Consider the following 23,495-nt stretch of genomic DNA (forward strand, 5'->3'; position numbering starts at 1 on the left):
AATTGCCTTGTCCTGGCTAAATAGACATTTCCACTGTCGGGACAATAATTCCACTTATCATATGAACCTGCCAGAAATGGAATTTTGAATTTGAGGGCCCCATGGATATCCAGCTTAACGACATCGCGCTCTTCGTCGAGGTCGCCAAGCGCAAGAATTTCAGCCACGCCGCGGAAGCGCTGAATATCCCGACATCCACGCTCTCACGCCGGGTCAGCGAACTGGAGCGCAGCGTGGGCATGCGCCTGCTGAACCGCAGCACCCGCAAGATCGACCTGACCGAAGCCGGCGCCATCTACTTCGAGCGCTGCCGCCACATCGTCGAAGAAGCCCGTATCGCCCATGACCAGTTGCTCGACATGGCGGTGCAGCCCAAGGGCCGCCTGCGCATCTCGTTGCCAACCAGTCTGGCGCAGTTGTTCCTGCCCGCCGTGATCCGCGAATTCCGCGAACAGCATCCCGATATCGAATGCGACTTCGATCTCAGCATGCGGCCGATCGACCCCATCAGCAATCCGTTCGACCTGATCCTGCGCTTCGGGCAGCAGCCCGATTCCAGCCTGATCTCGCGCAAGATCGTGCTGATGGCGCATCAGCTATACGCCTCGCCCGACTACCTGGCGCGCCACGGCGAGCCGCGCGTGCCGGCCGACCTGAGCCATCACGAATGCCTGCGTCCGACAATGCGCGACGAGTCGTCCTTCTGGATGCTGCATTCGGGTGACAAGGTGGAGCGGGTGCAGGTATCGGGCCGGCTGTCAGCCAACAACGTCGGCATGCTCGGGCGCCTGGCAGGACAGGGCCTGGGCATCACGCCCCTGCTGGTGTTCGATGCAATGGAACGGGCGATCCAGCAGGCCGGACTGGTGCGCGTGCTGCCCGACTGGAGCCTGACGCCCCTGCCCTTGTTCGCCCTGCTGCCCTCGCGCATGCTGCCGGCCAAGACCAAGGCGTTCCTGGACTTCATCCAGCCGCGGCTGTCCGACGCCTGATTCCCGCCCGCCCGCCGTTCAGACGGAGGCGCTGTCGTATTGACAGACCGTGTACAGCGGCGTGCCGGTGGCCGCGATCTTGGCCGAGCCACCCAGTTCAGGCAGGTCGATGATGGCGGCGGCCTCGACCACGTTGGCGCCCAGGCGCTGCAACAGCTTGATGGCCGCCAGCATGGTGCCGCCAGTGGCGATGAGGTCATCGACCAACAGGACGCGCTGGCCGGTGCGCACCGAATCGGTGTGCATCTCGACCGCGGCGTTGCCGTATTCCAGCGAATATTCCTCGGCCACGGTTCGGTAGGGCAGCTTGCCCTTCTTGCGCACTGGCACGAAGCCCAGGTTCAGTTCATAGGCGAGCACGCTACCAATGATGAAGCCGCGCGCGTCCACGCCCGCGACCAGATCCAGGCGCTGGCGCATGTAGCGATAGACGAAAAGGTCAATCAGCACCCGGAACGCGCGCGGATCCTGCAGCACGGGCGTGATGTCACGAAAAATGACACCGGGTTGGGGCCAGTCTGGAACGCTGCGGATGGTGCGCCGGATGTACTCGGCGTTGTCGGTCTGCATGGAAGACGGCCCTGAAGAATTGAAGCAAGGCGAACTATAACCGCGCATCCGCGCTTAAGCCAGGATTGCCTCCGGCGATGACACGTCATGCAATTGTCCGCCGCGCAGCATGCAACAACGGTCGACCGCGCCGGGCGGCAGGGCCGCATGCGTCGCCAGCACCACGGCACGGCCCTGCGCGGCGTGGCCCAAGTCCGCAAGGAACGCCGCCTCGGCCGCCGCGTCCAGTCCGGCCGTCGGTTCGTCCAGCACGATGACCGCCGCCGGTGACAAGAGCGCCCGCGCCAGGCACAGGCGCCGCGCCTGCCCGGCCGAGAGCAGCGAACCGGTTTCGCCGGCCCAGGTGTCCAGGCCGTCGGGCAGGCCTCGCACGAACTCGCCCAGGCGGGCGGCATCCAGCGCGCGCCACAGCGCCGCGTCATCGGCCCGCGGATCGCCGATAAGCAGGTTGGTGCGCAAGGTGCCCAGGAAGACCGGCGCGTCCTGCGACAGCAGCGCGATGCGTCGGTGCCAGTCCGCCTGCGCACAGGCGCGGGCGTCGACGCCGGCATAGCGTACCTGGCCGGCCAGCGGATCCTCCAGGCGCAGCAGCAGGTGCAGCAGCGTCGACTTGCCCACGCCGCTCGGCCCCAGGATGGCCACGCGCTCCCCCGCTTCCACGCGCAGATCCAGCTGGCGCAGCAATGGCGCCGGCGACTCCCCGGCGCGCGCCGGATAGGCGAAGTCCACACCGACCAGCTCCAGCGCACCGCGCTGCGGCAAGGGATTGGGTGTGGCGGGATCACGCATGTCCGGCTCGCGCTGCGCCACATCACGGATGCGCGCGGCGGCCGACAGCGCCGAGCCCATGCGCGAGGCGCCACGCATGATCGGACCGGCCACCTCGAAGATGCCGATCACGGCCAGCAACAGGCCCACCAGCAACGGCCCCTCCAGCGCGCCCGCCTCGTATTGCGCGAGGCCGAACCACAGCACGGCCAATACCGACACGCCGGCGGCTGCCTGCAGAAACCATTGCCCGCGGGCAGCCACGCGCGCCTGGCTGCCGCGCGCCCTGGCGCTGGCCTCGCACAGGCGCTCGAAATGCGCGAGGGTCTGGGCCTGCGCGTGCAACGCCACCATATCGGCGTGGCCGTCGACCGCGTCCAACGCGGCCGCCCGCAGGCCGGCCGCGCTTTCCTGCGCTGCCGCGCCGGGCCTGCGCGCCGCGCGCAGCAACCACCATGGCACCAGCGCGCACACCACCAGCAAGGCCAGCGCGAACACCAGTGCCGCCGCCGGCACCCAGTAACCCAGCACCGCCGTCAATACGGCGCCGGCCAGGATGGCGGTGGCAAGGGGCGCCAACACAAATAGAAAGACGGTGTCCAGCGCGTCGACGTCGCCCGTCATGCGCGCCACGAGATCGCCGCTGCGATAGCGTGCCAGTTGGCGCGGCGTCAGCCGGATCAGCGCCGTGAAGACCACCGCGCGCAAATCCGCCAGCAATCGCAACGTCGCGGCATGGCCGACCACGCGGTCGGCATAGCGCGACACGATCCGCAGGAACGACAGGCCGCGCACCAGCGCGGACGGCGCGAACAGGTTGAAAGCGCCGCCGGCCCCCGCCAACGCCGCGCCGGTCAGGAACCAGCCGGACACGCCCAGCAGGCCCACGCCGGCCGCCACGGTCGCCAGCGCACAGAACAGGGCGAGCAGCAGCCCGCCCTTGCGGCGCGCGTACAGGGGCAGCAACAACAACAGATTCTTCATGCGTCTTTCACCTTGGCATCAGCCACACGCAGTACCCGGGCGAAACGCGCCGCGACCAAGGGCGAATGCGTCGCCAGCAGCAGTGTGCGGCCATCGGCGAACGCCAGGATCTCGTCCAACACGCGCGCTTGCGTCGCTTCGTCCAGATGGGCGGTCGGCTCATCCAGCAGGATCAGGCCCGGATCGCGCAGGAACAGCCGCGCCAGCGCGACGCGTTGCGCCTGGCCGCCGGACAGGCCATGGCCTCGGCTGCCCAGGGGCGTATCCAACCCTTGCGGCAGGTTTTGCGCAAACTCCAGCACGCAGGCGCGACGCGCGGCCTCTCTGACCGCGTCGTCGGAAGCGTCCGGCCGGCCCAACCGGATGTTGTCGGCGATGGACCCGGCCAGCAATTGCGGCTTCTGCCCGATCAGCGCCACCCGCGCGCGCAGCGCGGCCTCGTCCCATTGCGCCAGCGGCACGCCATCCAGGCGGATGTCGCCCTGGCTCGGACGCAGGCGCGCAAGGGCTTCGATCAAGGTGGACTTGCCGATTCCGCTGGGACCCATCAGGGCCACCCGCTCACCCGGCGCCAGCGCCAGCGCCGCCTCGGACAGCACCGGTTGCGGTCGGCCGGGCGCGGCCATCGTCAGGCCCGCCACCGCCAGGCGCGCGCCGCCTGTGCCTGACAGCGGCGCCGCCTCGGGCGCACTGGCCGCAGCCTCGCTCCGCACTTGCGGCAAGCCGTCGAACAGGGTGGCGATCTGCGATACCGCGGCCAGTGCCGTGGCGCGGTCATGGTAGTGCGCCGCGAACTGGCGCAACGGCGCGTAGACCTCGGGCGCCATCAGCAGGCAGAACAGGCCGGCCTGCAGCGTGAAGGGCGACCAGCGCAGGTCGAGGAATCCCAGATAGCTCAGGCCGATATAGACGGCTACGCCAGCCACCCCCAGCGCGGCGAAGAATTCCAGCACCGCCGACGACAGGAACGCGATGCGCAGCACGGAAAGGGTACGCTGGCGCAGCGCGTCGCTGGCGGCGGCGACCGACGCCGCCTCGGCTTCGGCGCGTCCATAGAGTTTCAAGGTGGACAGGCCGCGCAGCCGGTCGGCGAAGAAACCCGACAGGCGTGCGAAGGCCCGCAGATGGCGGCGGCTGGCGCCCTGCGCGCCCCAGCCGACCAGGGCCATGAACAACGGAATCAGGGGCGCCGTGATCAGCAGCACCAGCCCCGCGATCACGTCCACCGGCAACAGCAGCACGGAAAAGGCCACGGGCAGCAAAGCCGCCGCGGCCATGGTCGGCAGATACTTGGAAAAGAAGCCGTCTAGCGCCTCGACCTGATCCACCAGGGCGCTGGCGATCTCGCCCGACGCCTGCTTGCGGCTCCAGTCCGGGCCCTGGCGCAGCAGGCGCGCGAACAGCGCCTGGCGCACGTGGCGCTTGATGCGTTCGGCGGCATCGGCCCCGGCACGCTCGCCCGCCCAGGTGATGCAGGCGCGCGCCAGCATCAGCGCGGCGATGGCCAGGATCTGGCCAAGCAGCTCCAGGCGCGGCGCCTGCCGCACGATGGCGGCGTCCAGCACGCTGGCCAGCAGCCAGGCCTGGACCACCAGCAACGCGCCCGACGCCAGCGGCGCCGCGCCCGCCAGCATCAGCGGCAGCCGGGCCGCCCCGGCCAGCCCCCTCAGCCAGCGCGATTGCTCGCGCGGCGGCTTGCGCAGGCTGGCGGAGGGGTCATGCTCCAGGCTGCTGGCGCGGCCGCTCACTCGTCGTCACGGCTGGCACGCGGGTCATGCGAGTGACCTTCGCGCAGCTCGAACCACATTGCATTGAGGATGGCGAACGCACACACCAGTCCAAGGCCGAGTACCCATGAGAAATACCACATGGTGAAGGCTCCTTAGCTCAGTACGAATTGGGCGTGTCGCCCACGGATGCGTGGGTCACCTTGCCGCGCATGACGCGGTACACCCAGGCGGTGTAGAGCGTCACGATCGGCAGGAAGACGACCACGGCGATCACCATGATCCACAGCGTCATGTGGCTGGACGACGCGTCCCACACCGTCAGGCCGGCCTGCGGATTGCTCGACGACGGCATCAGGAACGGGAACAGCGAGAAGCCGACCGTCAGGATGATGCCGGTGATCGAGACCGCCGAAGCCAGGAACGACAGCACGTTGGCGCGCATCGTCAACAGCAGCAGTACCAGCACCGCGCCGGCCACGCCCAGCGCGGGCGCGATCCACATCAGCGGCCACTTGGCATAGTTGGCCATCCACGCGCCGGCCTGCACGGTGACGCTCTTGAGCATGGGATCCGACGGCCCCTGCATGTCGACGCCGCTGGTGATGGCGTGGCCATCCAGGGCCGTCACCCAGAACCCGCCGGCGACGAACAGCACCAGGACCAGCAGCGCGCACAGGCGGCCCCAGTTGCGCGCCCGCGACGACACCGGATCCTCGGTGCGCCAGGCCAGCAGCACGGCGCCGTGCATCGCCAGCATCACCACGCTCAGCACGCCGCACAGCAGCGCGAACGGCGTGAACAGCTGGTAGAAGTGGCCCTGGTACACCATGCGCAGCGCGTTCTCGTCGAACGTGAACGGCACGCCCAGGATGATGTTGCCCACGGCCACGCCGAACACCAGCGAGGCCACCACGCCCGAGAAGCACAGCACGCCGTCCCAGCTATTGCGCCAGCGGGTGCCTTCCATCTTGCTGCGGTACTTGAAACCGACGGGACGCAGGATCAGCGCGATCAGCGCCAGCATCATCGCCAGGTAGAAGCCCGAGAATGAGGCGGCATACAACAGCGGCCAGGCGGCGAAGATGGCGCCGCCCGCGGTGATCAGCCACACCTGGTTGCCTTCCCACACGGGGCCGACCACGTTGATCACCACGCGGCGTTCGGCATCGGTCTTGGCGACCACCGGCAGCAGCGCCGCCACGCCCAGGTCGAAGCCGTCCATCACGGCGAAGCCGATCAGCAGCGCGCCCAGCAGCACCCACCAGACCACCCGCAGGGTGGCGTAGTCGAAAGGAATAAGGGTATCCATTGTTTCTCTCCCCTTAAGCGCGCACGGCGGCGTGGACGGGATCGGCGGCGGCGCTGGCCGGGACCGGCGCGTCGGATTTCGGGCCCTTGCGCACGGCGTGCAGCATGACCTTCACACCGATGATCAGCAGCACGGTGTACAGCACCAGGAAGATCGTCAGGCTGATGGCCAGGTCGGCGATCGTCAGGCCGGACGCCGCGTAGTACGTCGGCAGCACGCCTTCGATCACCCACGGCTGGCGGCCATACTCGGCCACGAACCAGCCGCTCTCGATGGCGATCCAGGGCATGGGCAGGCTCCACAGCGCCACCTTCAACAGGCCGCGGCGGCTGTCCAGGCGACCGCGCGAGGCCAGCCAGAATGCCACGCCGAAGAACAGGATCAGGTACATGCCCACGGCCACCATGATGCGGAACGCCCAGAACAGCGGCGCCACGTTCGGCACGGTATCCACCGCGGCCTTCTTGATGTCCTCTTCGGTGACCTTGCTCATGTCGGTCTGGTAGCGCTTGACCAGCAACGCGTAGCCGAGATCGGGCCAGGTGCGGTCGAACACCATGCGGGCGTCCACGTCCTTGGGATTGGCGCGGATCTTCTGCAGGGCGTCGTACGCCACCATGCCGTCGCGGATGCGATTCTCGGCGCGCAGGATCAGGTCGTTGATGCCCAGCAGCGGGGTCGTCAGCGAGCGCGTGCCGATGAGGCCCATGACGTAGGGAATCTCGATGGCGAAGTCGTTCTTGCGTTCGGCCTGATTGGGCAGCGCGATCAGGTTGAAGGACGCGGGCGCCGGCTCGGTGTGCCACATGGATTCCATGGCCGCGATCTTCATCTTCTGGTGTTCGGTGGTGAGATAGCCGCTCTCGTCACCCAGCACGACGACCGACAGCGCCGACGCCAGGCCGAAGCTGGCGGCTACCGCCATCGAGCGCTTGGCCAGGTCGGTATGGCGGCCCTTGAGCAGATACCAGGCACTGATCGCCATGACGAACATGGCGCCGGCCACGTAGCCCGCGCTGACCGTGTGCACGAACTTGGCCTGCGCCACCGGATTGAAGATCACCGCGGCGAAGTCGGTCATTTCCATGCGCATGGTGTCGGGGTTGAACACCGCGCCCACCGGGTTCTGCATCCAGCCGTTGGCGATGAGAATCCACAGCGCCGAGAAGTTGGTGCCGAACGCCACCAGCCAGGTCACCACCAGGTGGCTGACCTTGGACATGCGATTCCAGCCGAAGAAGAACAGGCCGACGAAGGTGGCTTCCAGGAAGAAGGCCATCAGCCCTTCGAGCGCCAGCGGCGCCCCGAAGATGTCACCCACGTAGTGGCTGTAGTACGACCAGTTCATGCCGAACTGGAACTCCATGACCACGCCCGTGGCCACGCCCAGCGCGAAGTTGATGCCGAACAGGGTGCCCCAGAACATCGTCATCCGCTTCCAGATGGGGCGGCCAGTCATGACGTACACGCTTTCCATGATGGCCAGGATGAACGACAGGCCGAGCGTGAGGGGGACGAAGAGGAAGTGGTACAGCGCGGTCGCGGCAAACTGGAATCGCGACAGGTTGACGACGTCGAGATCAATCATTGGGGCGCTCCCATGCAGGTGAGTAGCCACAGCAACCGGCATGGTTCCCAGGCCGTCTCTGGCGCCATGATAAGGGCGTTGTATACAGCTTCATAGAGGTTTCCTGAAAAAATCGGGGCGGATCGGCGATCAGCCTTTGCCCCGCAACTTGCCGGCGAAGCCCAGCACTTTCTGCACCTTGGAACCCAGCTTCATCAGGTTCTGCAGTGTCTCCGGCGGCAGACGTTGAACCTCATCGAACCACCCGGTGGACAGTTCGATGAGCTCCAGCATTTCGGTCATGCGTTGCTGCGCATAGGCGCCGTCGGGCCCCGTGGGGGGCTCCAGCAGGGTGTCTCGCAGCAAGGTCAGGGTGGGATCGATTTCGCGCTTGCGCTTCTCTTCCATCAGGATGCGGAAGATCTCCCAGACATCCTTGGGCGTCTCGAAATAGTCGCGGCGGTCGCCGACCTGGTGCACCAGCTTCACCAGGCGCCAGGACTGCAGCTCCTTCAGGCCCAGGCTGACGTTCGAACGGGAAAAGCCCAGCGTTTCGGCGATGTCGTCGGCATGCAGGGGCTGGGGCGCCAGGAACAGCAAGGCGTAGATCTGGCCAACGGTGCGGTTCACGCCCCAACGGCTGCCCATTTCGCCAAAGTGCAGGACGAAACGTTCGTTTTGAGGGGTAAGCACCATGATCCATCCAGGCCAGCAAATGCAACGACGGCAAACATAAATAGTTACGCCGTTTTCAGAAATTCCTGAAATTATCGAACAAACTGTGCGAAAACACAAACCACACCGGTAGCAGGGGTATAGCCGCAAGGGATGACAATTCTGTCGCCCCGCCCTCGAAATCAGTCGCAATCTGTTGTGGGCGCACGACGAAAAAAGCCACCCGCCGATAGACGGGTGGCTTGGAAACGACAGGCAGCCCGGGCGTGTGACCCGGAGCGGGCTGGGGCGTCAGCCGGCTTTGACGGTGACGGCGGCCGACACGCGCTTGGCCTTGGCGCGCGCGGCGGCCACGTCCTCGGCGACCGCCAGGCCCACGCCCATGCGACGCTTGACGAAGGACTCGGGCTTGCCGAACAGGCGGATGTCGGTGCCGGGCTCGGCCAGCGCCTGGGCCACGTTGTGGAACGACACGGCCTTGGCCTCGACCCCGCCATAGATGACGCTGCTGGCGCCGGGCTGGCGCAGCGAGGTGTCCACCGGCAGGCCCAGCAGGGCGCGGGCGTGCAGCTCGAATTCGTTCTGAACCTGGGTGATCATGGTGACCATGCCGGTGTCGTGCGGGCGCGGGCTGACCTCAGAAAACCAGACCTGATCACCGGCCACGAACAGCTCGACGCCGAAGATGCCCAGGCCGCCCAGTTCGGCCGTGACCGCCTGCGCAATCTCGCGGGCCCGTTCCAGGGCGGCGGGCGACATGGGATGGGGCTGCCAGCTTTCGACGTAGTCGCCGTCGACCTGCTTGTGGCCGATCGGCTCGCAGTAGCGGGTCTCGACCTGGCCATCGACGCCCCGGGCGCGCACGGTCAGCAGCGTGATTTCGTAGTCGAAGCGGATGAAACCCTCGACGATGGCGCGGCCGCCGCCCACCCGGCCGCCTTCCTGGGCATAGCGCCAGGCCGCGGCCAGGTCGTCCGCGCCCTTGATGACGGACTGGCCCTTGCCCGACGAGGACATGACCGGCTTGATGACGCAGGGGTAGCCGATGCCGCCATCGATGGCCTGGCGCAGTTCGTCTTCGGTATCGACGAAGGCATAGGGCGAAGTGGGCAGGCCCAGGGTCTCGGCGGCCAGCCGGCGGATGCCCTCGCGGTTCATGGTCAATTGCGCCGCCCGGGCGGTCGGGGTGACCCGCGCCACGCCGGCCGCTTCCAGGTCCACCAGCAAATTGGTGGCAATGGCCTCGATTTCGGGGACAATAACGTGCGGCTGCTCCTGCCGGATGATCTTTTCCAGGGCCGCCGGGTCCGTCATCGACACCACATGGGCGCGGTGCGCCACCTGGTGACCCGGCGCGTCGGCGTACCGATCCACCGCAATCACTTCCACGCCCAGGCGCTGCAGGGCGATGATGACCTCTTTGCCCAGTTCGCCCGAGCCGAGCAGCATGACGCGGGTGGCCAGGGGAGACAGGGGCGTGCCAAGGACGGGGCTGGGAATGCTGGACATGGAGCGGGCCTGGAAAGGAAAGATTGATAGCCGGATGAAAGAGCCGCCAGGATGCCATACCCCCCAGCCCGGGGCAAACCCGCAACCTGATATTAAAATCCCCTGATGACCGACCATCCCACCACATCGTCCGAGACCGCGCTGGCATCCGCGCGCAGGACGCTGCAAATCGAAAGCCAGGGCATCCTGGACCTGTCCGCGCGGCTGGACGACCGCTTCGCGCAGGTCGTCGCCATGCTGCTCGCCTGCCGTGGGCGCGTGGTCGTCAGCGGCATCGGCAAGACCGGTCACATCGCCCGCAAGATCGCCGCCACCTTCGCTTCCACCGGCACGCCCGCCTTTTTCGTGCACGCGGCCGAAGCGGTGCACGGCGACCTGGGCATGATCACCCGCGACGATGTCCTGATCGCCATTTCGTACTCCGGGTCGGGCCAGGAACTGCTCACCATCCTGCCGGTCGTGCGCCGCATGGGCGCCAGCCTGGTGGCCATTACCGGCAACCCGCAGTCCGAGCTGGCGCGGCTCGCCGACGTCCACCTGGACGCCAGCGTGTCCCAGGAAGCCTGCCCGCTGAACCTCGCGCCCACCGCCAGCACCACCACGGCGCTGGCCCTGGGCGACGCGCTGGCCGTGGCCTGTCTCGAAGCGCGCGGCTTCGGTCCGCAGGATTTTGCCCGCTCGCATCCCGGCGGGGCGCTGGGCCGGCGCCTGCTGACCCACGTGCGCAACGTCATGCGCCAGGGCGACGCCCTGCCCGTGGTGGCGCTGGGCACGCCGGTCTCGCAGGCGCTCGAAGTCATGTCGGCCAAGGGCATGGGCATGACGGTCGTCTGCGACCCGCAACACCGCCCGGTGGGCATCTTCACCGACGGCGACCTGCGCCGCCTGATCGCACGCTACGGCGACATCCGCAGCCTGAACGTCGAAGCCGGCATGACGCGCTCGCCGCGCAGCATCAACCCGGACGCGCTGGCCGTCGAGGCCGCGCGCCAGATGGACGAACTGCGGCTCAATCACATGCTGGTGCTGGACGCCGACGGCGCCCTGCTCGGCGCCTTGCACATGCACGACCTGATGGCCGCCAAAGTGGTATGACTATGACTCTCCCTCCTTCGATCACCCACCCCGCCGAAGCCCTGGTCCTGGCCCGTATTGCGCCGGGCGTGCGCGAACGCGCCGCCGCCGTGCGCCTGATGGTCTTCGACGTCGACGGCGTGCTGACCGACGGCAGCCTGTATTACGGCGAGACCGGCGAAGTCCAGAAGCGCTTCCACTCGCTCGACGGCCACGGGCTGCGCCTGCTGATGGAAGGCGGCCTGAAGGTCGCGCTGATGACCGGCCGTTCCGGCCCCATCGTGGCCCGCCGCGCCGCCGAACTGGGCATTTCGGAGGTCATGCAGGGCGTACGCGACAAGGGCGCGGCGCTGGCCGAACTTGCGCAGCGCAGCGCGGTCCAACTGAACCAGACCGGCTATATGGGCGATGACATCATCGACCTGCCGGCGATGCAACGCGCAGGCTTCGCCGCCAGCGTGCCGAACGCGCCGGGCTACGTCAGCCAGGCGGCCCACTGGATCGCCACGCAACCGGGCGGCGGGGGCGCGGTGCGCGAATGCTGCGACCTGCTGTTGGCCTCCCAAGGCCGGCTGGGCGGTTTCCTGGCGGCGCCGGGGCTGCTCGGCCCGGGCGCCATCCAGTAAGTCGGCGCGCCCATCACCCCTTCGCATACCGATGAAAGATCGTTTCCCTTCCCTGATCGCGCTGTTCCTGCTGCTGGTGCTCGTCGCCAGCACGTATTGGGCCGCCGACTACGCGCAGCGCGCGATCCAGACGGATCCGCCGCGCCGCGTCACGCACGAAATGGACGCCTGGTCGCGTAATTTCGTGATGCTGCGCACCGACCCCACCGGCCGTCCCATCAACCGGCTGGAGGGCGAATACGCCGAGCACTTCCCGGACGACGACTCCTATCACATCACCCAGCCGCGGGCCATCGGCCAGCGCGAAGCCAGCCCGATCACCGTGGGCGTGTCCAAGACGGCCGTCATGGAACAAGGCGGCAAGCGCATCGTCATGAACGGCGACGCGCACGTGCACCGCCAGCCCGATGCCAACAACGACGTCCTGGACGTGCGCAGCCAGCAACTGATCCTCCTGCCCGACGACGACGTGGTCTACACCGACCTGCCGGCCGAGGTCATCAAGGGCCGCTCGCGCATGAACGGCAAGGGCATGCACTACAACAACAAGACACGCCAACTGCAGGTATCGGCCTCCACCGACGTGGAAATCGCCGGCACGGAAAACAAATCGCGCCGTCCCGCCGAAACCCCTGCCAACTCCTCTGACCAGAAGAAACCATGACCGACCTCCGGATTCGCATTGCCCCCACCACGCGCCTGCTGGGCGCGGTGCTGCTGATGGCATCGGCGATGGCGCCGGCGCTCGCGGCCGACCCCAAGCCGGCCGCCGCCGGTTCGAGCAAGACCGCGCCCGCCGAGGAGCCCACCACGACGATCCTGTCGGACACGCTGCACTACGACGACGTGAAAAAGCAAAGCGTGTTCACCGGCAACGTCAACATGACGCGCGGGTTGATGACGCTGACCTCCGACACGCTGGAAATGCACGAGGACGCGGCCGGCAACCAGTACGGCACCGCCACCGCCAACAAGGGCAAGGTGGTGACCATCCGCCAGGAACGTCCCGAGACCTACGAACTGATCGAAGGCAAGGGCCTGCGCGCCGAATACGATGGCACCAAGAGCACCTTCGACCTGATCGGCCAGGCCGTGGTGGTGCGCTACGTCTGCGGCAAGCCTTTCGACACCATTCGCGGCGATCGCGTACGCTACAACGAAAAGAGCGGCACCTATGAAGCCCAGGGCGGCCCGAACTCGGCGGCCGCCGGCGGCCGCGCGCGCTCCGTGGCTGAGCCGCGCGCCAAGTCGGACGCCGCGGTGGCCGAATGCCGCAAGCAGCAAGAATCGAAGAAGGGGCGCTGAAAGCGCCTCCCACGTCATCCACACGCAGCCACGATGAACCAACCTTCAGTGCAGACTCCCGTGACCTCCGCCCCTTCGGGCGTCAAGCAGGGCAGCCTGCGCGCAACCGGCTTGCGCAAGACCTACAACGGCCGCACGGTGGTGCAGGACGTGTCCCTGTCCGTGTCCAGCGGCGAAGTGGTCGGCCTGCTCGGCCCCAACGGCGCGGGCAAGACCACCAGCTTCTACATGATCGTGGGCCTGGTGCCGGCCGACGCCGGTCGTATCGAGATCGATGGCTCGGTCATCACCGCGATGCCGATCCACAAGCGCGCCCGCATGGGACTGTCGTACCTGCCCCAGGACGCCTCGGTGTTCCGCCGCCTGACGGTCGAGCAGAACATCCGCGCGGTCCTCGAACTGCAGATCGGGCCGGATGGCCGCACGCTGTCCACGCCCAAGATCAACGAGCAGATGGAACTGCTGCTCGAAGAGCTGCAGATCGGCCACATCCGCAGCAACGCCGCCATTTCGCTGTCGGGCGGCGAGCGCCGCCGCGTCGAAATCGCGCGCGCGCTGGCCACCAGTCCGCGCTTCATCCTTCTGGACGAGCCCTTCGCGGGCGTGGACCCGATCGCCGTGATCGAGATCCAGCGCATCGTGCGCTTCCTGAAGGGGCGCGGCATCGGCGTGCTGATCACCGACCACAACGTGCGCGAAACGCTGGGCATCTGCGACCGCGCCTACATCATCAGCGAAGGCAAGGTGCTGACCGACGGTCACCCCGACGAAATCGTCGGCGATCCGGCCGTTCGCCGCGTCTACCTGGGCGAACACTTCCGCATGTAACACCCCCATTGGGGAAAATCCCAGGGTCCCTGACGGCCCCTGGGGCACGCCCCTGGGCGAGCGCCATGAAAATGCCATGAACTTGCGCTAGGTCAGCTTGTTTTATCGGCCCGAGTCTATACACTAGTATCAAACGAACCCCTCGAACAAGGAGAACGCCTAACGACCCCACCGCGCCTTCCGCGCACCATTTTTTCCTCTTTTAGAAGGAGAGCACACTATGAACCTGAGCATCTGCGGTCGTCACCTCGACGTCACCCCGGCCATCCGGGAATATGTCATGAACAAACTGGCGCGAGTGCTGCGGCATTTCGATCACGTCATCGATACCCAGGTCATGCTCTCAGTAGAGCCCCTGCGGCACAGAGCCGAAATCACCATGCGTCTTAGTGGCAAGGACATTCATTGTGAAGCAACCGATGAAAACCTCTACGCCGCGATCGACCTTCTCGCTGACAAAGTCGACCGTCAGGTCATCAAGCACAAGGACAAGGTACGAAGCCACTCGGCAGAGTCCGTGAAGCGGCAAGCGGCGAACCTTTCGCCAACCCAGTAACACCGCGCTTCATGACCCGCTCGCCGTGCGAGCCAGGAAACAGCAACTCTTGAATCCTGCCTAAGTCCCGGTGTCCCGCTAGACCCAGAGTCCAGCCGGGGCATCGGCAAACTCCCTCCCCTGCACGACCTCCTCTTTGTCCCCCGAATCCCCGGCAGTTGGCCGCGGGGCGCCGCTCACTCCCTGAATATCCGACGCCATACCGTCCTGGTATACCTGCCTGCGCACGAAGAATGCCCACAACCCGGCGCTATCGGTCTATGCTGTCGCTCTCGTGCCGGGAGCGGCGGCCTGATCCAGGAGGGTGCGGACCGCCAGGAAAGTGCCTCCCACCGGAGTTTTTTGCAGTGCGTCATATAACCCTATAATGACCCGATGAATCATTTGTCGCGCATCCTTCCCGCCGGCAACGTCGTCCTCGATATGCTCGCCACGAGCAAGAAGCGCGCGTTCGAACAGGCTGGCCTCCTCTTTGAAAACAACCACGGCTTGGCACGCGCGCTCGTGTTCGACAGCCTGTTTGCACGGGAACGCCTGGGCTCGACCGCCCTGGGCCAGGGCGTGGCCGTGCCGCACGGTCGCGTCAAGGGTCTGGAACAGGCGCTCGCCGCCTTCATCCGCCTGGCCCAACCGATCACGTTCGATGCCCCCGACGGCCAGCCGGTCTCGATGCTGCTGTGTCTGCTGGTGCCCGAAACCGCCACGCAGCAGCACCTGGATATCCTGGCCGAGCTGGCGCAATTGATGTCCAACAAGGCACTGCGCGAAGCCCTGGCCACCGAGACCGATCCGGCCATCGTGCACAAGATGCTCACCACCGGCCAACTCTGATCCTCGCGGAAACGCTGCCATGCTCACGGTGCAGGAACTCGTCGACGACAACGCCGACAAAATCCCCTTCAACTGGATTTCCGGCCAAGGAGCCGCGGACCGCGCGATTCCCGATGACGGCATGGCCGCCGCCGACCTGGTGGGTCACCTCAACCTGATCCACCCGTCGCGCATCCAGGTGTTCGGCCAGGAAGAGCTGGCGTACTACACCCGCTTCGACCTGCGCCGCCGCATGCACCACATGGACGAGCTGCTGATCGGTGGCGTGCCCGCCATCCTGCTGGCCGACGGCCTGACGCCGCCGCAGGACCTGGTGGACCAGTGCGACCAGCACCAGGTGCCGTTGCTGTCCACCCCGGTGGCGGCCGCGCAGCTGATCGACCTGCTGCGCATCTACCTGGGCAAGAAGCTCGCGCCCACCACGACCGTGCACGGCGTGTTCCTGGATGTGCTGGGCCTGGGCGTGCTCATCACCGGCGAATCCGGCCTGGGCAAGAGCGAACTGGCGCTGGAACTGATCTCGCGCGGCCACGGCCTGGTGGCCGACGACGCGGTCGAGTTCTCGCGCACCGCCCCCAACATGATCGAGGGCCACTGCCCGCAACTGCTGCAGAACCTGCTGGAAGTGCGCGGCCTGGGCCTGCTCGACATTCGCACCATCTTCGGCGAGACCTCGGTGCGCCGCAAGATGCGCCTGAAGCTGATCGTGCACCTGGTGCGCGCCACGGCGCAGGACAAGTTCGAACGCCTGCCGCTGCAGGACATCACCCAGGACATGCTGGGCCTGCCGGTGCGCAAGGTCATGCTGCAGGTGGCCGCCGGCCGCAACCTGGCGGTGCTGGTGGAAGCCGCCGTGCGCAACACCATCCTCAAGCTGCGCGGCATCGACACCCTGGGCGAATTCATGGAACGCCAGGCCATGGCGATCCTGCAAAGCAGCAAGTAAGCGCGCGTCACCGCGCGGCACCGTGAGCCTGTACGAGAAACTCGCCAACGAGATCGCCAAGTCGATCCGCGACGGCGTGCTGCGCGTGGGCGACAGGCTGCCCTCGGTGCGCGAGGCCTGCGCCAGCCGTGGCGTCAGCCCGTCGACGGTATTCCAGGCTTATTACCTGCTGGAAGCGCGCGGCCTGATCCGCGCCCGCCCCCGCTCGGGCTACTACGTCAACGCGCGCGGCGACACGCTGCCCCCCGAGCCGGACACATCCTGTCCCGATGGCGAATCGACCGAGCTGGCGATCAGCGAACGCATTTTCGACATCCTCGACTCCGTACGCAACCGCGACGTCACGCCGCTGGGCTCGGCCTTTCCTTCCCCCCTGCTGTTCCCGCTACCGCGGCTGGCCCAGGCCATGTCGACGCATCTCAAGCGCCAGGATCCGCTGGCCACGATGGAAGACCTTTCGCCCGGCAATCCCGGGCTGCGGCGCCAGATCGCGCTGCGCTACCTGATCGCCGGCATCAACGTGCCGGCCAGCGACATCGTGGTCACCAACGGCGCGCTGGAAGCGCTCAACCTGTGCCTGCAGGCCGTGGCCCGGCCAGGCGACACCGTCATCGTGGAAGCGCCGACCTTCTACGGCGCACTGCAGGCGCTGGAGCGCCAGGGCCTGAAGGCGCTGGAAGTGCCCACGCATCCGCGCAACGGCGTCGATCTGGACGCGATGGAAACGGCGATCAAGCGCCATCGGCCCAAGGCCTGTTGGCTGATGACGCAGTTCCAGAATCCGCTGGGCAGCCTGATGCCCGAAGACAAGAAGCGGCACCTGGTCGAACTGCTGGCGCGCCATGAAATCCCGCTGATCGAAGACGACGTCTATGGCGAACTGTATTTCGGCGCGGCCCGGCCGGTGCCGGCCAAAGCCTTCGACCGGCATGGACTGGTGCTGCATTGCTCCTCGTTCTCCAAGTGCCTGGCGCCGGGCTACCGCATCGGCTGGGCCAGCGCCGGCCGCTACACGCAGCGCGTGCAGCGCCTGAAGCTGTCGTCCACCCTGTCGGCCTCCAGCCCGGCCCAGGGCGCGCTGGCCGAATACCTGGAGCAAGGCGGCTACGACCGCCACCTGCGCCGCCTGCGCGAAACACTGCAGGCGCAGCAGGACCTGATGGCCAATGCGATTGCGCGCGAGTTTCCCGCGGGAACCCGCGTGACGCGCCCGCAAGGCGGTTTCTTCCTTTGGCTGGAAATGCCCGCGGCGGTGGATGCGCTGACCCTGCACCGGCAGGCGCTGGCGCGCGGCATCAGCGTGGCGCCGGGGCCGATCTTCTCGGCCAGCGGGCAGTTCGGCAATGCGCTGCGGTTGAACTACGGCCACCCCTGGGATGACGCGCAGGCCGACGCCATCCGCGCCCTGGGCGAGATGGCGCGCGCGGCCTGCCAGCCTGCCGCGCGGCGATCCTGATCAGTTGCGGGTCGAGGCGGCGCGGGCGCGCTTGACCTCAAGGGGCGTCACGCCGCCGGCCTCATTGCCCCAGCTGTTGCGGATGTAGGACACCAGCATCGCCACATCGTTGTCGTTCAGCAACTGGCCGAAAGGCGGCATGCCGTGCGGCCGCGGGTTGGCCGCGGTAGCCGGCGCGAAGCCGCCATCGAGCACCATGCGGATGGCGTTGAGCGGCGATGGCGCCGTCACGGTCGGGTTCCCTGCCAATGCCGGCCACGCGCCCGGGCTGCCCTCGCCTTGCGGCTGGTGGCATTGCACGCACTGCTGGCGATAGATCTTGCCGCCCAGCTCCATCGCGGCCGGCGCGGCCGGCGCGCTCGACCTCGTCGGCGCCGGCGTTGCCGGCAGTGATTTCAGATACACACCCATTGCGAGCGCATCGGCGTCGCTCAGGTGCTGCGTGCTGCCCAGCACCACTTCGGCCATCGGGCCGCTGGCGCTGGAATGTGCCGAGATCCCCGTACGCAACAGCGCCGCGATGTCTTCGGCCGACCAACGCCCCAGGCCCGTTTGCGGATCGTTGGTCAGGGGCGGCGCGTACCAGTCCAGCATCGGGATGATGCCGCCGGCCAGCCCGTCGGCCGCGCGCGTCGCCCCCAGGCTGTTGCGCGGCGCGTGGCAGGCGGCGCAATGGCCCAGGCCTTCGACCAGATAACGGCCACGGTTCCACTGGGTCGACTGGCCCGGATCGGACTCCTGCACACCGGGGCGGAAATACAGGGCGCGCCAGGCCGCCAGCAGGACACGCTGGTCGTACGGGAAATCGAGCTCCGGCGCGCGGCTGGGCTGGTTGACCGGCGTCACCGTGCGCAGATAGGCGAACAGCGCATCGGCGTCGGCGCGCGTGACGCGGGTGTACTCGGTGTACGGGAAGGCCGGATACAGCAACGTTCCATCGCGCGACTTGCCGTTGTGCAGCGCCTGCCAGAAGTCGTCCGCGCTCCAGGCGCCGATGCCGGTCTTCTCGTCGGGCGTGATGTTGGGGCCGTAGATCGTGCCGAATGGCGTCGGGATGGGCGTGCCGCCCGCGTAGGCCGGACCGCCGCGCGCGGTATGACAGGCCATGCAATTGCCGGCCAGCGCCAGGTAGCGCCCGCGCTCGATGCGTTGCTGCGGATCGGCTGGCGCCACGGCCGGCCCGATGCTGGCATCGTCGCGCGTGCCGAGCCAATACAGCACGCCCGCCGTGACCACGGCGAGCATCAACAGGGTCCCGAGGAGTCGCTTCATCAGTTTCATCCGAGTCGCCCCTTCAACGCTGCGCCTGACTGCCGCACTCGGCGGGCAGGCGCAAGGCGCCGGCAGGCTCGGGCGCGTAGCTGGCAGCGACCGGCTGCGACGACAGCCAGGCCGCCAGGGCGCCGATATCCTCGGGCGTGAGCTTGCGGGCGATGTCGGCCATGCAATCGGGCGCGGCGGCGCGGCGCAGGCCGTTCTTCCAGCTGCCGATCTGCGAACCGATGTAGTCGCGCGGCAGGCCAAGCAGGCCCGGAATGGCGGGCAGCGCGCCGCCCAGGGCGGCGCCGTGACAGGAAGCACAGGCCGGCAGGCCGCGGGCGGCGTCGCCGGACAGGGCCAGCTGGCGACCGGCCTCGAGCGTGGCGGCGGACACCTCGGCCCGCGCCGGCGGCGGATACGGCACGTGCTGCGCCGCGAAGTACGCCGCCATTTCATGCAGGTAGGCGTCCGGCAGGCCGGTCAGCAGGTGCGCCATGGGGCGGTACTGGCGCCGGTCGTCGCGGAAATTGAGCAGTTGGTGATAGAGGTATTCCTGCGGCTTGCCGGCCAGCCGCGGGTAATAGCCGTCGGCGCCGGCGCGGCCCTGCTCGCCATGGCAGGCCGTACAGGCCGCCACCCGGGCCGCCATGGTGCCGGGCTGCAATACCTGGGGCGCGTCCTGAGCCAGGGCAGGCGCTGTCGAAAAGGCAACAACGACCGCCGCCACGAGGTGGATTTTTGCCCTGAACCACGGAAGTGAAACACTACGAAAGGAAATGAGGGCTAACATCTAGGGCCAGTTAACACTAAGTCACTAAGTCGAAGTCCAACCCCCGAAGGCGCATGGCGGCGGGGCGCGTAGATGAATCGGTCGGTGCGGGTGCCCAAGCTTACGCCAGGGTCTTCAAAGCGGTACAGGCGCAGATTCGCAGTTTACGGCCATATCAGATGCCAACCCGCCGGCATCCTCCTGCAAAAGCGTGCCACAATCATGTCCATGTTGAAAGTCGTCCTCGTTACCGGCATCTCAGGCTCAGGCAAGTCCGTGGCCCTGCGCATGCTCGAGGACGCCAGCTACACCTGCGTCGACAACCTGCCCGTGCGGTTCCTGACCGAGTTCATCGCCAACGCCCGCGACGACGGTCTGGAGCGCGTGGCGGTCGCCATCGACGTGCGCTCGCCCGGCGAGCTGGCCGAACTGCCCGACGTGGTCACCGCGCTGCGCGCCATGGGCACCAGCCTGCGCGTGGTGTTCCTGGACGCCAGCACCGACACCCTGGTGCAACGCTATTCCGAATCGCGCCGCCGCCATCCGCTGACCGATCGCCTGCAGCGCGGCGGCACCGCGCCGTCCCTGACCGACTGCATCGCGCTCGAACGCGAACTGCTGGCGCCGCTGCGCGAGCAGGAACACGTCATCGATACCTCCGAACTCACGCCGGGCCAACTGCGCGCGTGGATCCGCGACCTGATCCAGGCCGACCGCGCCCCGCTGGTGCTGACCTTCGAATCCTTTGCCTACAAGCGCGGCGTGCCGCGCGACGCCGACCTGGTGTTCGACGTGCGCTGCCTGCCCAATCCCTACTATGACCGCAACCTGCGTCCGCTGACCGGCCGCGACGAACCGGTCGCCACCTGGCTGTCCGGCTACGAACAGGTGGGCCAGATGATCGACGACATCGCCGCCTTCCTGAATCGCTGGCTGCCGCAGTACACGCAAGACACGCGCAATTACCTCACGGTCGCCATCGGCTGCACCGGCGGCCAGCACCGTTCGGTCTACGTGGTCGAACAGCTGGCCAAGCGCTTCGCCGACCACGACCCGCTGCTGGTGCGCCATCGCACCCAACTGCCCGACGAATCCGCATGATCCTGTCCCGCCCGCTCCATATCCTGATGATGCTGTTGCTGGCCATTGCCGTGGCCGGCTGCTCTTCCACCGGGGGGCGCAAGAAGGGGGGCGGGTACTACAAGGACGATGGCCCGGACGCCAATCCGCCCTCCAACCTGGACCAGGTGCCGGACGCGGTGCCGCGCATCGAGCCCTACGCCAGCGGCGCCAATCGTCCATACGTGGTGTTCGGCCAGCGCTATGTGCCGGATACCAGCGGCCAGCCCTACAAGCGCCAGGGCATCGCCTCGTGGTACGGCAAGAAATTCCACGGCAACTCGACCTCGATCGGCGAGCCCTATGACATGTACGCCATGACGGCGGCCCACACCACGCTGCCGATCCCCAGCTACGCGCGCGTCACCAGCCTGGTCAACGGCAAAACCATCATCGTGCGGGTCAACGACCGCGGACCGTTCCACAGCGACCGCATCATGGACCTGTCGTACGTGGCGGCCTACAAGCTGGGCATCATCGGGCCGGGCAGCGGCCAGGTGGTGGTCGAGAGCATTCCGCAGGATGAGATCCGTCGCCTGGCCTCCCAGGGGACGCCGGCGCCGGCGCCCGCCTCGGCCACCGGTTCCACCCCCGTGGCCACGCCTGTCGCCGCCGCGCCGGTGGCGCTGGAGCCCCAGCCGCTGGCGCAGCAGCCCGCGCCCGCGCCAGGGAGCGCGCCGGTGCGCCAGATCGGCGCGGCCGGCAGCGTCTATCTGCAGGTGGGCGCGTTCAGCCAGCCCGCCAATGCGCAATCGCTGGTCAGCCGCATCAACACGCAACTGGGCGCCGATGGGGCGCCCCCGGCCGCGGTGGAACAGGCCAACAACCTGTACCGGGTCAAGATCGGCCCGTATCCGGATCGCCAGAGCGCGCTGAACGCGGTGCAGTTGGTGTCCGACCGCATCGGCATCACGCCCAGCATCGCCGCGCAATAGCGCGGCGCCCGCCCGCTACGCCGCCGGCCAGTCGAACGCCGGCTGCTCGAACGGCAACTGCGCCTGGCCGTCACAGACCCGGCGCGCGCGCGCATTGCGGCTCAGGTATTGGCTGCCCTCGTGCTTGAGCAGGGCCTGCTTGCGCGGCAGACCGCCACCGAAGCCGGTCAGCGAGGTATCGGCGCCGATGACGCGGTGGCACGGAATGATGATGATGACGGGATTGCGGCCCACCGCGCCGCCGATGGCCTGGGCGCCCTTGGGCCGCCCCACCGTGCGCGCCAGTTCGCCGTAGCTGGCGAGCTGGCCGAAATCCAGCTTGCACAGCGCGCGCCAGACTTCATGCTGGAACGGCGTGCCCACCGGATCCAGCGCCACCTCGAAATCGCGGCGCTGGCCGGCGAACCACTCATCCAGTTCGCGGCGCGCCTGCTCCAGGATCGGATCGGATTCGCTGCGGGTCCAGCCCTCGGCCGAAGGCAGCAGGGTCTGGTCGGTGAACCAGGCGCCGCGCAGGCCTTTGGCACTGGCGACCAGACACATTTCGCCCAGCGGCGTGGGGATGTCACGGTAGACGATCGGCTCCGCGGCTTCGCCGGGACGCCTGCGTGTCTCTGCGGTGTAGATCATGGGCTTACGCATTCTTGCGGGCCAGGGCCCGGTTGTACAGGACGTCGCGCGACAGGCCGGTGACCTTGGCGGCGATCTTCGAGGCGTCGCGCACCGACAGGGTTTCGAGCAGCGCGTCCAGCAAGGCGTCGGCGCGCGGATCGGCGTCCTCGTCTTCCTCGCGCCCCGCCTGGGCATGCGCGATCAGCACGAATTCGCCCTGCTCGCGATGCGCGTCGGCCGCCAGCCAGGCGGCCGCCTCGCCCAGCGGGAAAGTGGCGATCTCCTCGAAGCGCTTGGTCAGCTCGCGCGCCACCGTCAGCAGGCGGGCGTCGCCGCAGACTTCCCGCAGATCGGCCAGCGTCGCGGCCAGCCGGTGCGGCGATTCGAACATCACCACCGGCGCCGGCAGCGCGCACCAGGTGCGCAGCCAGCGCTGGCGCGCGGTGGCCTTGGACGGCGGAAAACCGGCGAAGGCGTAGGCGGGATTCTCGTCGGTGGTGACGCCGCTGCCCATCAGCGCGGCAATCACGGCGCTGGGACCGGGCACCGGCACCACCGCGAAACCGGCCTCGCGCACCGCGCGCACCACGCGCGCGCCGGGATCGCTGACCGCTGGCGCGCCCGCGTCGGAGACCAACGCCACGCGCTGGCCCTGCGCCAGGCGCTCACAGATGGCCTGCGCCGCCGCGGCTTCGTTGTGGCGATGCGCCGCCATCAGCGGCGTGCTGACGCCCCAGGCGTCCAGCAGCGTGCGGCTGGCGCGGGTGTCTTCGGCCGCGATCACGTCGGCGCGTTGCAGCGCATGCCAGGCGCGCAGCCCCAGGTCGCCCAGATTGCCGATCGGTGTGGCCACCACATACAGCGTCGAGGCGGGCCAATGCTGCCCGGCCACGCGTTCAGCGACGCGGGTCCAGGCGTCGCCGGCCACCGGGGGTGAGACATTTTGATTCATTGCTGCCTACTTACGCGGAAAACCATGCCAGTGTAGCCGCCATCGCCTCGCGTTTCGGACCGGCCCCGATGGATGACACCTTTGCTTTCGAACTTGCCCTGGCGGCGCGCCGCCGGGCCGCC

The 23,495-nt window shown here is 67.7% G+C and carries 24 protein-coding genes; 12 read left to right on the forward strand and 12 right to left on the reverse strand.

Features of this window, described 5'->3' with window-relative positions:
- Window positions 1-101: 101 nt before the first annotated feature.
- The gene (locus AruCF_RS24255; RefSeq protein ID WP_049076849.1) at window positions 102-992 is read left to right on the forward strand and encodes a LysR family transcriptional regulator; all 891 of its coding nucleotides are present in this window, start codon (window positions 102-104) and stop codon (window positions 990-992) included.
- Window positions 993-1,010: 18 nt separating this feature from the next.
- On the opposite strand, the gene AruCF_RS24260 is transcribed toward AruCF_RS24255, so the two are convergent.
- From AruCF_RS24260 to purT, 8 genes are all read right to left on the reverse strand, one after another.
- Entirely contained in the window at window positions 1,011-1,562 is a 552-nt protein-coding gene (locus AruCF_RS24260; RefSeq protein ID WP_006391794.1) for an adenine phosphoribosyltransferase, read from the reverse strand.
- A 54-nt stretch (window positions 1,563-1,616) separates the two neighbouring features.
- Entirely contained in the window at window positions 1,617-3,314 is a 1,698-nt protein-coding gene (cydC, locus tag AruCF_RS24265) for a thiol reductant ABC exporter subunit CydC (protein ID WP_049076851.1), read from the reverse strand.
- Window positions 3,311-5,062 (reverse strand): thiol reductant ABC exporter subunit CydD, encoded by a 1,752-nt coding sequence (gene cydD, locus AruCF_RS24270; RefSeq protein ID WP_049076853.1) that lies wholly within the window; start codon window positions 5,060-5,062, stop codon window positions 3,311-3,313. The genes cydC and cydD overlap by 4 nt, the downstream gene beginning before the upstream one ends.
- The gene (cydX, locus tag AruCF_RS24275; RefSeq protein ID WP_083036904.1) at window positions 5,059-5,184 is read right to left on the reverse strand and encodes a cytochrome bd-I oxidase subunit CydX; all 126 of its coding nucleotides are present in this window, start codon (window positions 5,182-5,184) and stop codon (window positions 5,059-5,061) included. The genes cydD and cydX overlap by 4 nt, the downstream gene beginning before the upstream one ends.
- A 17-nt stretch (window positions 5,185-5,201) precedes the next feature.
- Window positions 5,202-6,353 carry a cytochrome d ubiquinol oxidase subunit II gene (cydB, locus tag AruCF_RS24280; RefSeq protein ID WP_049076855.1) on the reverse strand — a complete coding sequence of 384 codons (1,152 nt, stop codon included), beginning with the start codon at window positions 6,351-6,353 and terminating at the stop codon, window positions 5,202-5,204.
- A 13-nt stretch (window positions 6,354-6,366) separates the two neighbouring features.
- The gene (locus AruCF_RS24285; protein WP_049076857.1) at window positions 6,367-7,941 is read right to left on the reverse strand and encodes a cytochrome ubiquinol oxidase subunit I; all 1,575 of its coding nucleotides are present in this window, start codon (window positions 7,939-7,941) and stop codon (window positions 6,367-6,369) included.
- Between the two features lie 129 nt (window positions 7,942-8,070).
- The gene (locus AruCF_RS24290) at window positions 8,071-8,616 is read right to left on the reverse strand and encodes a GbsR/MarR family transcriptional regulator (protein WP_049076860.1); all 546 of its coding nucleotides are present in this window, start codon (window positions 8,614-8,616) and stop codon (window positions 8,071-8,073) included.
- A gap of 270 nt (window positions 8,617-8,886) precedes the next feature.
- Window positions 8,887-10,104, reverse strand: coding sequence for a formate-dependent phosphoribosylglycinamide formyltransferase (gene purT, locus AruCF_RS24295; RefSeq protein ID WP_049076863.1), 1,218 nt, complete (start codon window positions 10,102-10,104; stop codon window positions 8,887-8,889).
- A gap of 105 nt (window positions 10,105-10,209) precedes the next feature.
- On the opposite strand from purT, the gene AruCF_RS24300 reads away from it, so the two are divergent.
- The 9 genes from AruCF_RS24300 to AruCF_RS24340 all read left to right on the forward strand — a co-directional run bounded on the left by AruCF_RS24300 (window position 10,210) and on the right by AruCF_RS24340 (window position 17,726).
- Window positions 10,210-11,199 (forward strand): KpsF/GutQ family sugar-phosphate isomerase, encoded by a 990-nt coding sequence (locus AruCF_RS24300; protein WP_049076864.1) that lies wholly within the window; start codon window positions 10,210-10,212, stop codon window positions 11,197-11,199.
- Window positions 11,196-11,804 carry a KdsC family phosphatase gene (locus AruCF_RS24305; protein WP_080977522.1) on the forward strand — a complete coding sequence of 203 codons (609 nt, stop codon included), beginning with the start codon at window positions 11,196-11,198 and terminating at the stop codon, window positions 11,802-11,804. Before AruCF_RS24300 ends, AruCF_RS24305 begins: the two co-directional genes overlap by 4 nt.
- A gap of 31 nt (window positions 11,805-11,835) precedes the next feature.
- Window positions 11,836-12,468, forward strand: coding sequence for an LPS export ABC transporter periplasmic protein LptC (gene lptC, locus AruCF_RS24310; protein ID WP_054419996.1), 633 nt, complete (start codon window positions 11,836-11,838; stop codon window positions 12,466-12,468).
- On the forward strand, window positions 12,465-13,109 hold the full coding sequence (lptA, locus tag AruCF_RS24315) for a lipopolysaccharide transport periplasmic protein LptA (protein ID WP_083036906.1): 645 nt from the start codon (window positions 12,465-12,467) through the stop codon (window positions 13,107-13,109). Before lptC ends, lptA begins: the two co-directional genes overlap by 4 nt.
- A gap of 33 nt (window positions 13,110-13,142) precedes the next feature.
- A complete protein-coding gene (gene lptB / locus AruCF_RS24320; protein WP_049076872.1) occupies window positions 13,143-13,937 on the forward strand; it encodes an LPS export ABC transporter ATP-binding protein in 795 nt (264 codons plus the stop codon).
- Between the two features lie 220 nt (window positions 13,938-14,157).
- The gene (gene hpf / locus AruCF_RS24325; RefSeq protein WP_049076874.1) at window positions 14,158-14,493 is read left to right on the forward strand and encodes a ribosome hibernation-promoting factor, HPF/YfiA family; all 336 of its coding nucleotides are present in this window, start codon (window positions 14,158-14,160) and stop codon (window positions 14,491-14,493) included.
- A gap of 375 nt (window positions 14,494-14,868) precedes the next feature.
- Window positions 14,869-15,324: a PTS sugar transporter subunit IIA gene (locus AruCF_RS24330; RefSeq protein ID WP_049076876.1), complete on the forward strand. Its 456-nt coding sequence runs from the start codon at window positions 14,869-14,871 to the stop codon at window positions 15,322-15,324.
- A 19-nt stretch (window positions 15,325-15,343) separates the two neighbouring features.
- Window positions 15,344-16,270: an HPr(Ser) kinase/phosphatase gene (gene hprK / locus AruCF_RS24335; RefSeq protein WP_006216298.1), complete on the forward strand. Its 927-nt coding sequence runs from the start codon at window positions 15,344-15,346 to the stop codon at window positions 16,268-16,270.
- 22 nt (window positions 16,271-16,292) lie between these two features.
- Complete coding sequence (locus tag AruCF_RS24340; protein WP_049076877.1) at window positions 16,293-17,726, forward strand: aminotransferase-like domain-containing protein; 1,434 nt, start codon at window positions 16,293-16,295, stop codon at window positions 17,724-17,726.
- Here AruCF_RS24340 and AruCF_RS24345 read toward each other — a convergent pair whose 3' ends face one another.
- Window positions 17,727-19,007, reverse strand: a complete 1,281-nt coding sequence (locus AruCF_RS24345; RefSeq protein ID WP_049076880.1) for a c-type cytochrome — start codon at window positions 19,005-19,007, stop codon at window positions 17,727-17,729.
- A gap of 13 nt (window positions 19,008-19,020) precedes the next feature.
- The gene (locus AruCF_RS24350; RefSeq protein ID WP_104010550.1) at window positions 19,021-19,776 is read right to left on the reverse strand and encodes a c-type cytochrome; all 756 of its coding nucleotides are present in this window, start codon (window positions 19,774-19,776) and stop codon (window positions 19,021-19,023) included.
- Between the two features lie 207 nt (window positions 19,777-19,983).
- On the opposite strand from AruCF_RS24350, the gene rapZ reads away from it, so the two are divergent.
- Together rapZ and AruCF_RS24360 are read left to right on the forward strand one after the other, a co-directional pair.
- A complete protein-coding gene (gene rapZ / locus AruCF_RS24355) occupies window positions 19,984-20,856 on the forward strand; it encodes an RNase adapter RapZ (RefSeq protein WP_049078186.1) in 873 nt (290 codons plus the stop codon).
- Window positions 20,853-21,809: a septal ring lytic transglycosylase RlpA family protein gene (locus AruCF_RS24360; RefSeq protein WP_049076883.1), complete on the forward strand. Its 957-nt coding sequence runs from the start codon at window positions 20,853-20,855 to the stop codon at window positions 21,807-21,809. Before rapZ ends, AruCF_RS24360 begins: the two co-directional genes overlap by 4 nt.
- A gap of 15 nt (window positions 21,810-21,824) precedes the next feature.
- Here the strand turns inward: AruCF_RS24360 and AruCF_RS24365 are convergent, their stop codons facing one another.
- Window positions 21,825-22,439 carry a methylated-DNA--[protein]-cysteine S-methyltransferase gene (locus AruCF_RS24365; RefSeq protein ID WP_049076885.1) on the reverse strand — a complete coding sequence of 205 codons (615 nt, stop codon included), beginning with the start codon at window positions 22,437-22,439 and terminating at the stop codon, window positions 21,825-21,827.
- Between the two features lie 4 nt (window positions 22,440-22,443).
- Window positions 22,444-23,373 carry a 16S rRNA (cytidine(1402)-2'-O)-methyltransferase gene (gene rsmI / locus AruCF_RS24370; protein ID WP_049076886.1) on the reverse strand — a complete coding sequence of 310 codons (930 nt, stop codon included), beginning with the start codon at window positions 23,371-23,373 and terminating at the stop codon, window positions 22,444-22,446.
- Between the last annotated feature and the right edge of the window lie 122 nt (window positions 23,374-23,495).

This window comes from Achromobacter ruhlandii (assembly GCF_002082135.1).
Classification (GTDB): domain Bacteria; phylum Pseudomonadota; class Gammaproteobacteria; order Burkholderiales; family Burkholderiaceae_B; genus Achromobacter; species Achromobacter ruhlandii.

Coding starts and splice junctions, on each gene's coding strand:
- rsmI (WP_049076886.1), bottom strand. CDS start 23,373: ATGAATCAAAATGTCTCACCCCCGGTGGCCGGCGACGCCTGGACCCGC.
- cydC (WP_049076851.1), bottom strand. CDS start 3,314: ATGAAGAATCTGTTGTTGTTGCTGCCCCTGTACGCGCGCCGCAAGGGC.
- hpf (WP_049076874.1), top strand. CDS start 14,158: ATGAACCTGAGCATCTGCGGTCGTCACCTCGACGTCACCCCGGCCATC.
- AruCF_RS24330 (WP_049076876.1), top strand. CDS start 14,869: ATGAATCATTTGTCGCGCATCCTTCCCGCCGGCAACGTCGTCCTCGAT.
- lptA (WP_083036906.1), top strand. CDS start 12,465: ATGACCGACCTCCGGATTCGCATTGCCCCCACCACGCGCCTGCTGGGC.
- lptC (WP_054419996.1), top strand. CDS start 11,836: ATGAAAGATCGTTTCCCTTCCCTGATCGCGCTGTTCCTGCTGCTGGTG.
- AruCF_RS24285 (WP_049076857.1), bottom strand. CDS start 7,941: ATGATTGATCTCGACGTCGTCAACCTGTCGCGATTCCAGTTTGCCGCG.
- AruCF_RS24345 (WP_049076880.1), bottom strand. CDS start 19,007: ATGAAACTGATGAAGCGACTCCTCGGGACCCTGTTGATGCTCGCCGTG.
- AruCF_RS24255 (WP_049076849.1), top strand. CDS start 102: ATGGATATCCAGCTTAACGACATCGCGCTCTTCGTCGAGGTCGCCAAG.
- AruCF_RS24290 (WP_049076860.1), bottom strand. CDS start 8,616: ATGGTGCTTACCCCTCAAAACGAACGTTTCGTCCTGCACTTTGGCGAA.
- hprK (WP_006216298.1), top strand. CDS start 15,344: ATGCTCACGGTGCAGGAACTCGTCGACGACAACGCCGACAAAATCCCC.
- AruCF_RS24300 (WP_049076864.1), top strand. CDS start 10,210: ATGACCGACCATCCCACCACATCGTCCGAGACCGCGCTGGCATCCGCG.
- lptB (WP_049076872.1), top strand. CDS start 13,143: ATGAACCAACCTTCAGTGCAGACTCCCGTGACCTCCGCCCCTTCGGGC.
- AruCF_RS24360 (WP_049076883.1), top strand. CDS start 20,853: ATGATCCTGTCCCGCCCGCTCCATATCCTGATGATGCTGTTGCTGGCC.
- AruCF_RS24350 (WP_104010550.1), bottom strand. CDS start 19,776: ATGTTAGCCCTCATTTCCTTTCGTAGTGTTTCACTTCCGTGGTTCAGG.
- AruCF_RS24365 (WP_049076885.1), bottom strand. CDS start 22,439: ATGATCTACACCGCAGAGACACGCAGGCGTCCCGGCGAAGCCGCGGAG.
- AruCF_RS24305 (WP_080977522.1), top strand. CDS start 11,196: ATGACTATGACTCTCCCTCCTTCGATCACCCACCCCGCCGAAGCCCTG.
- purT (WP_049076863.1), bottom strand. CDS start 10,104: ATGTCCAGCATTCCCAGCCCCGTCCTTGGCACGCCCCTGTCTCCCCTG.
- cydB (WP_049076855.1), bottom strand. CDS start 6,353: ATGGATACCCTTATTCCTTTCGACTACGCCACCCTGCGGGTGGTCTGG.
- rapZ (WP_049078186.1), top strand. CDS start 19,984: ATGTTGAAAGTCGTCCTCGTTACCGGCATCTCAGGCTCAGGCAAGTCC.
- cydX (WP_083036904.1), bottom strand. CDS start 5,184: ATGTGGTATTTCTCATGGGTACTCGGCCTTGGACTGGTGTGTGCGTTC.
- AruCF_RS24260 (WP_006391794.1), bottom strand. CDS start 1,562: ATGCAGACCGACAACGCCGAGTACATCCGGCGCACCATCCGCAGCGTT.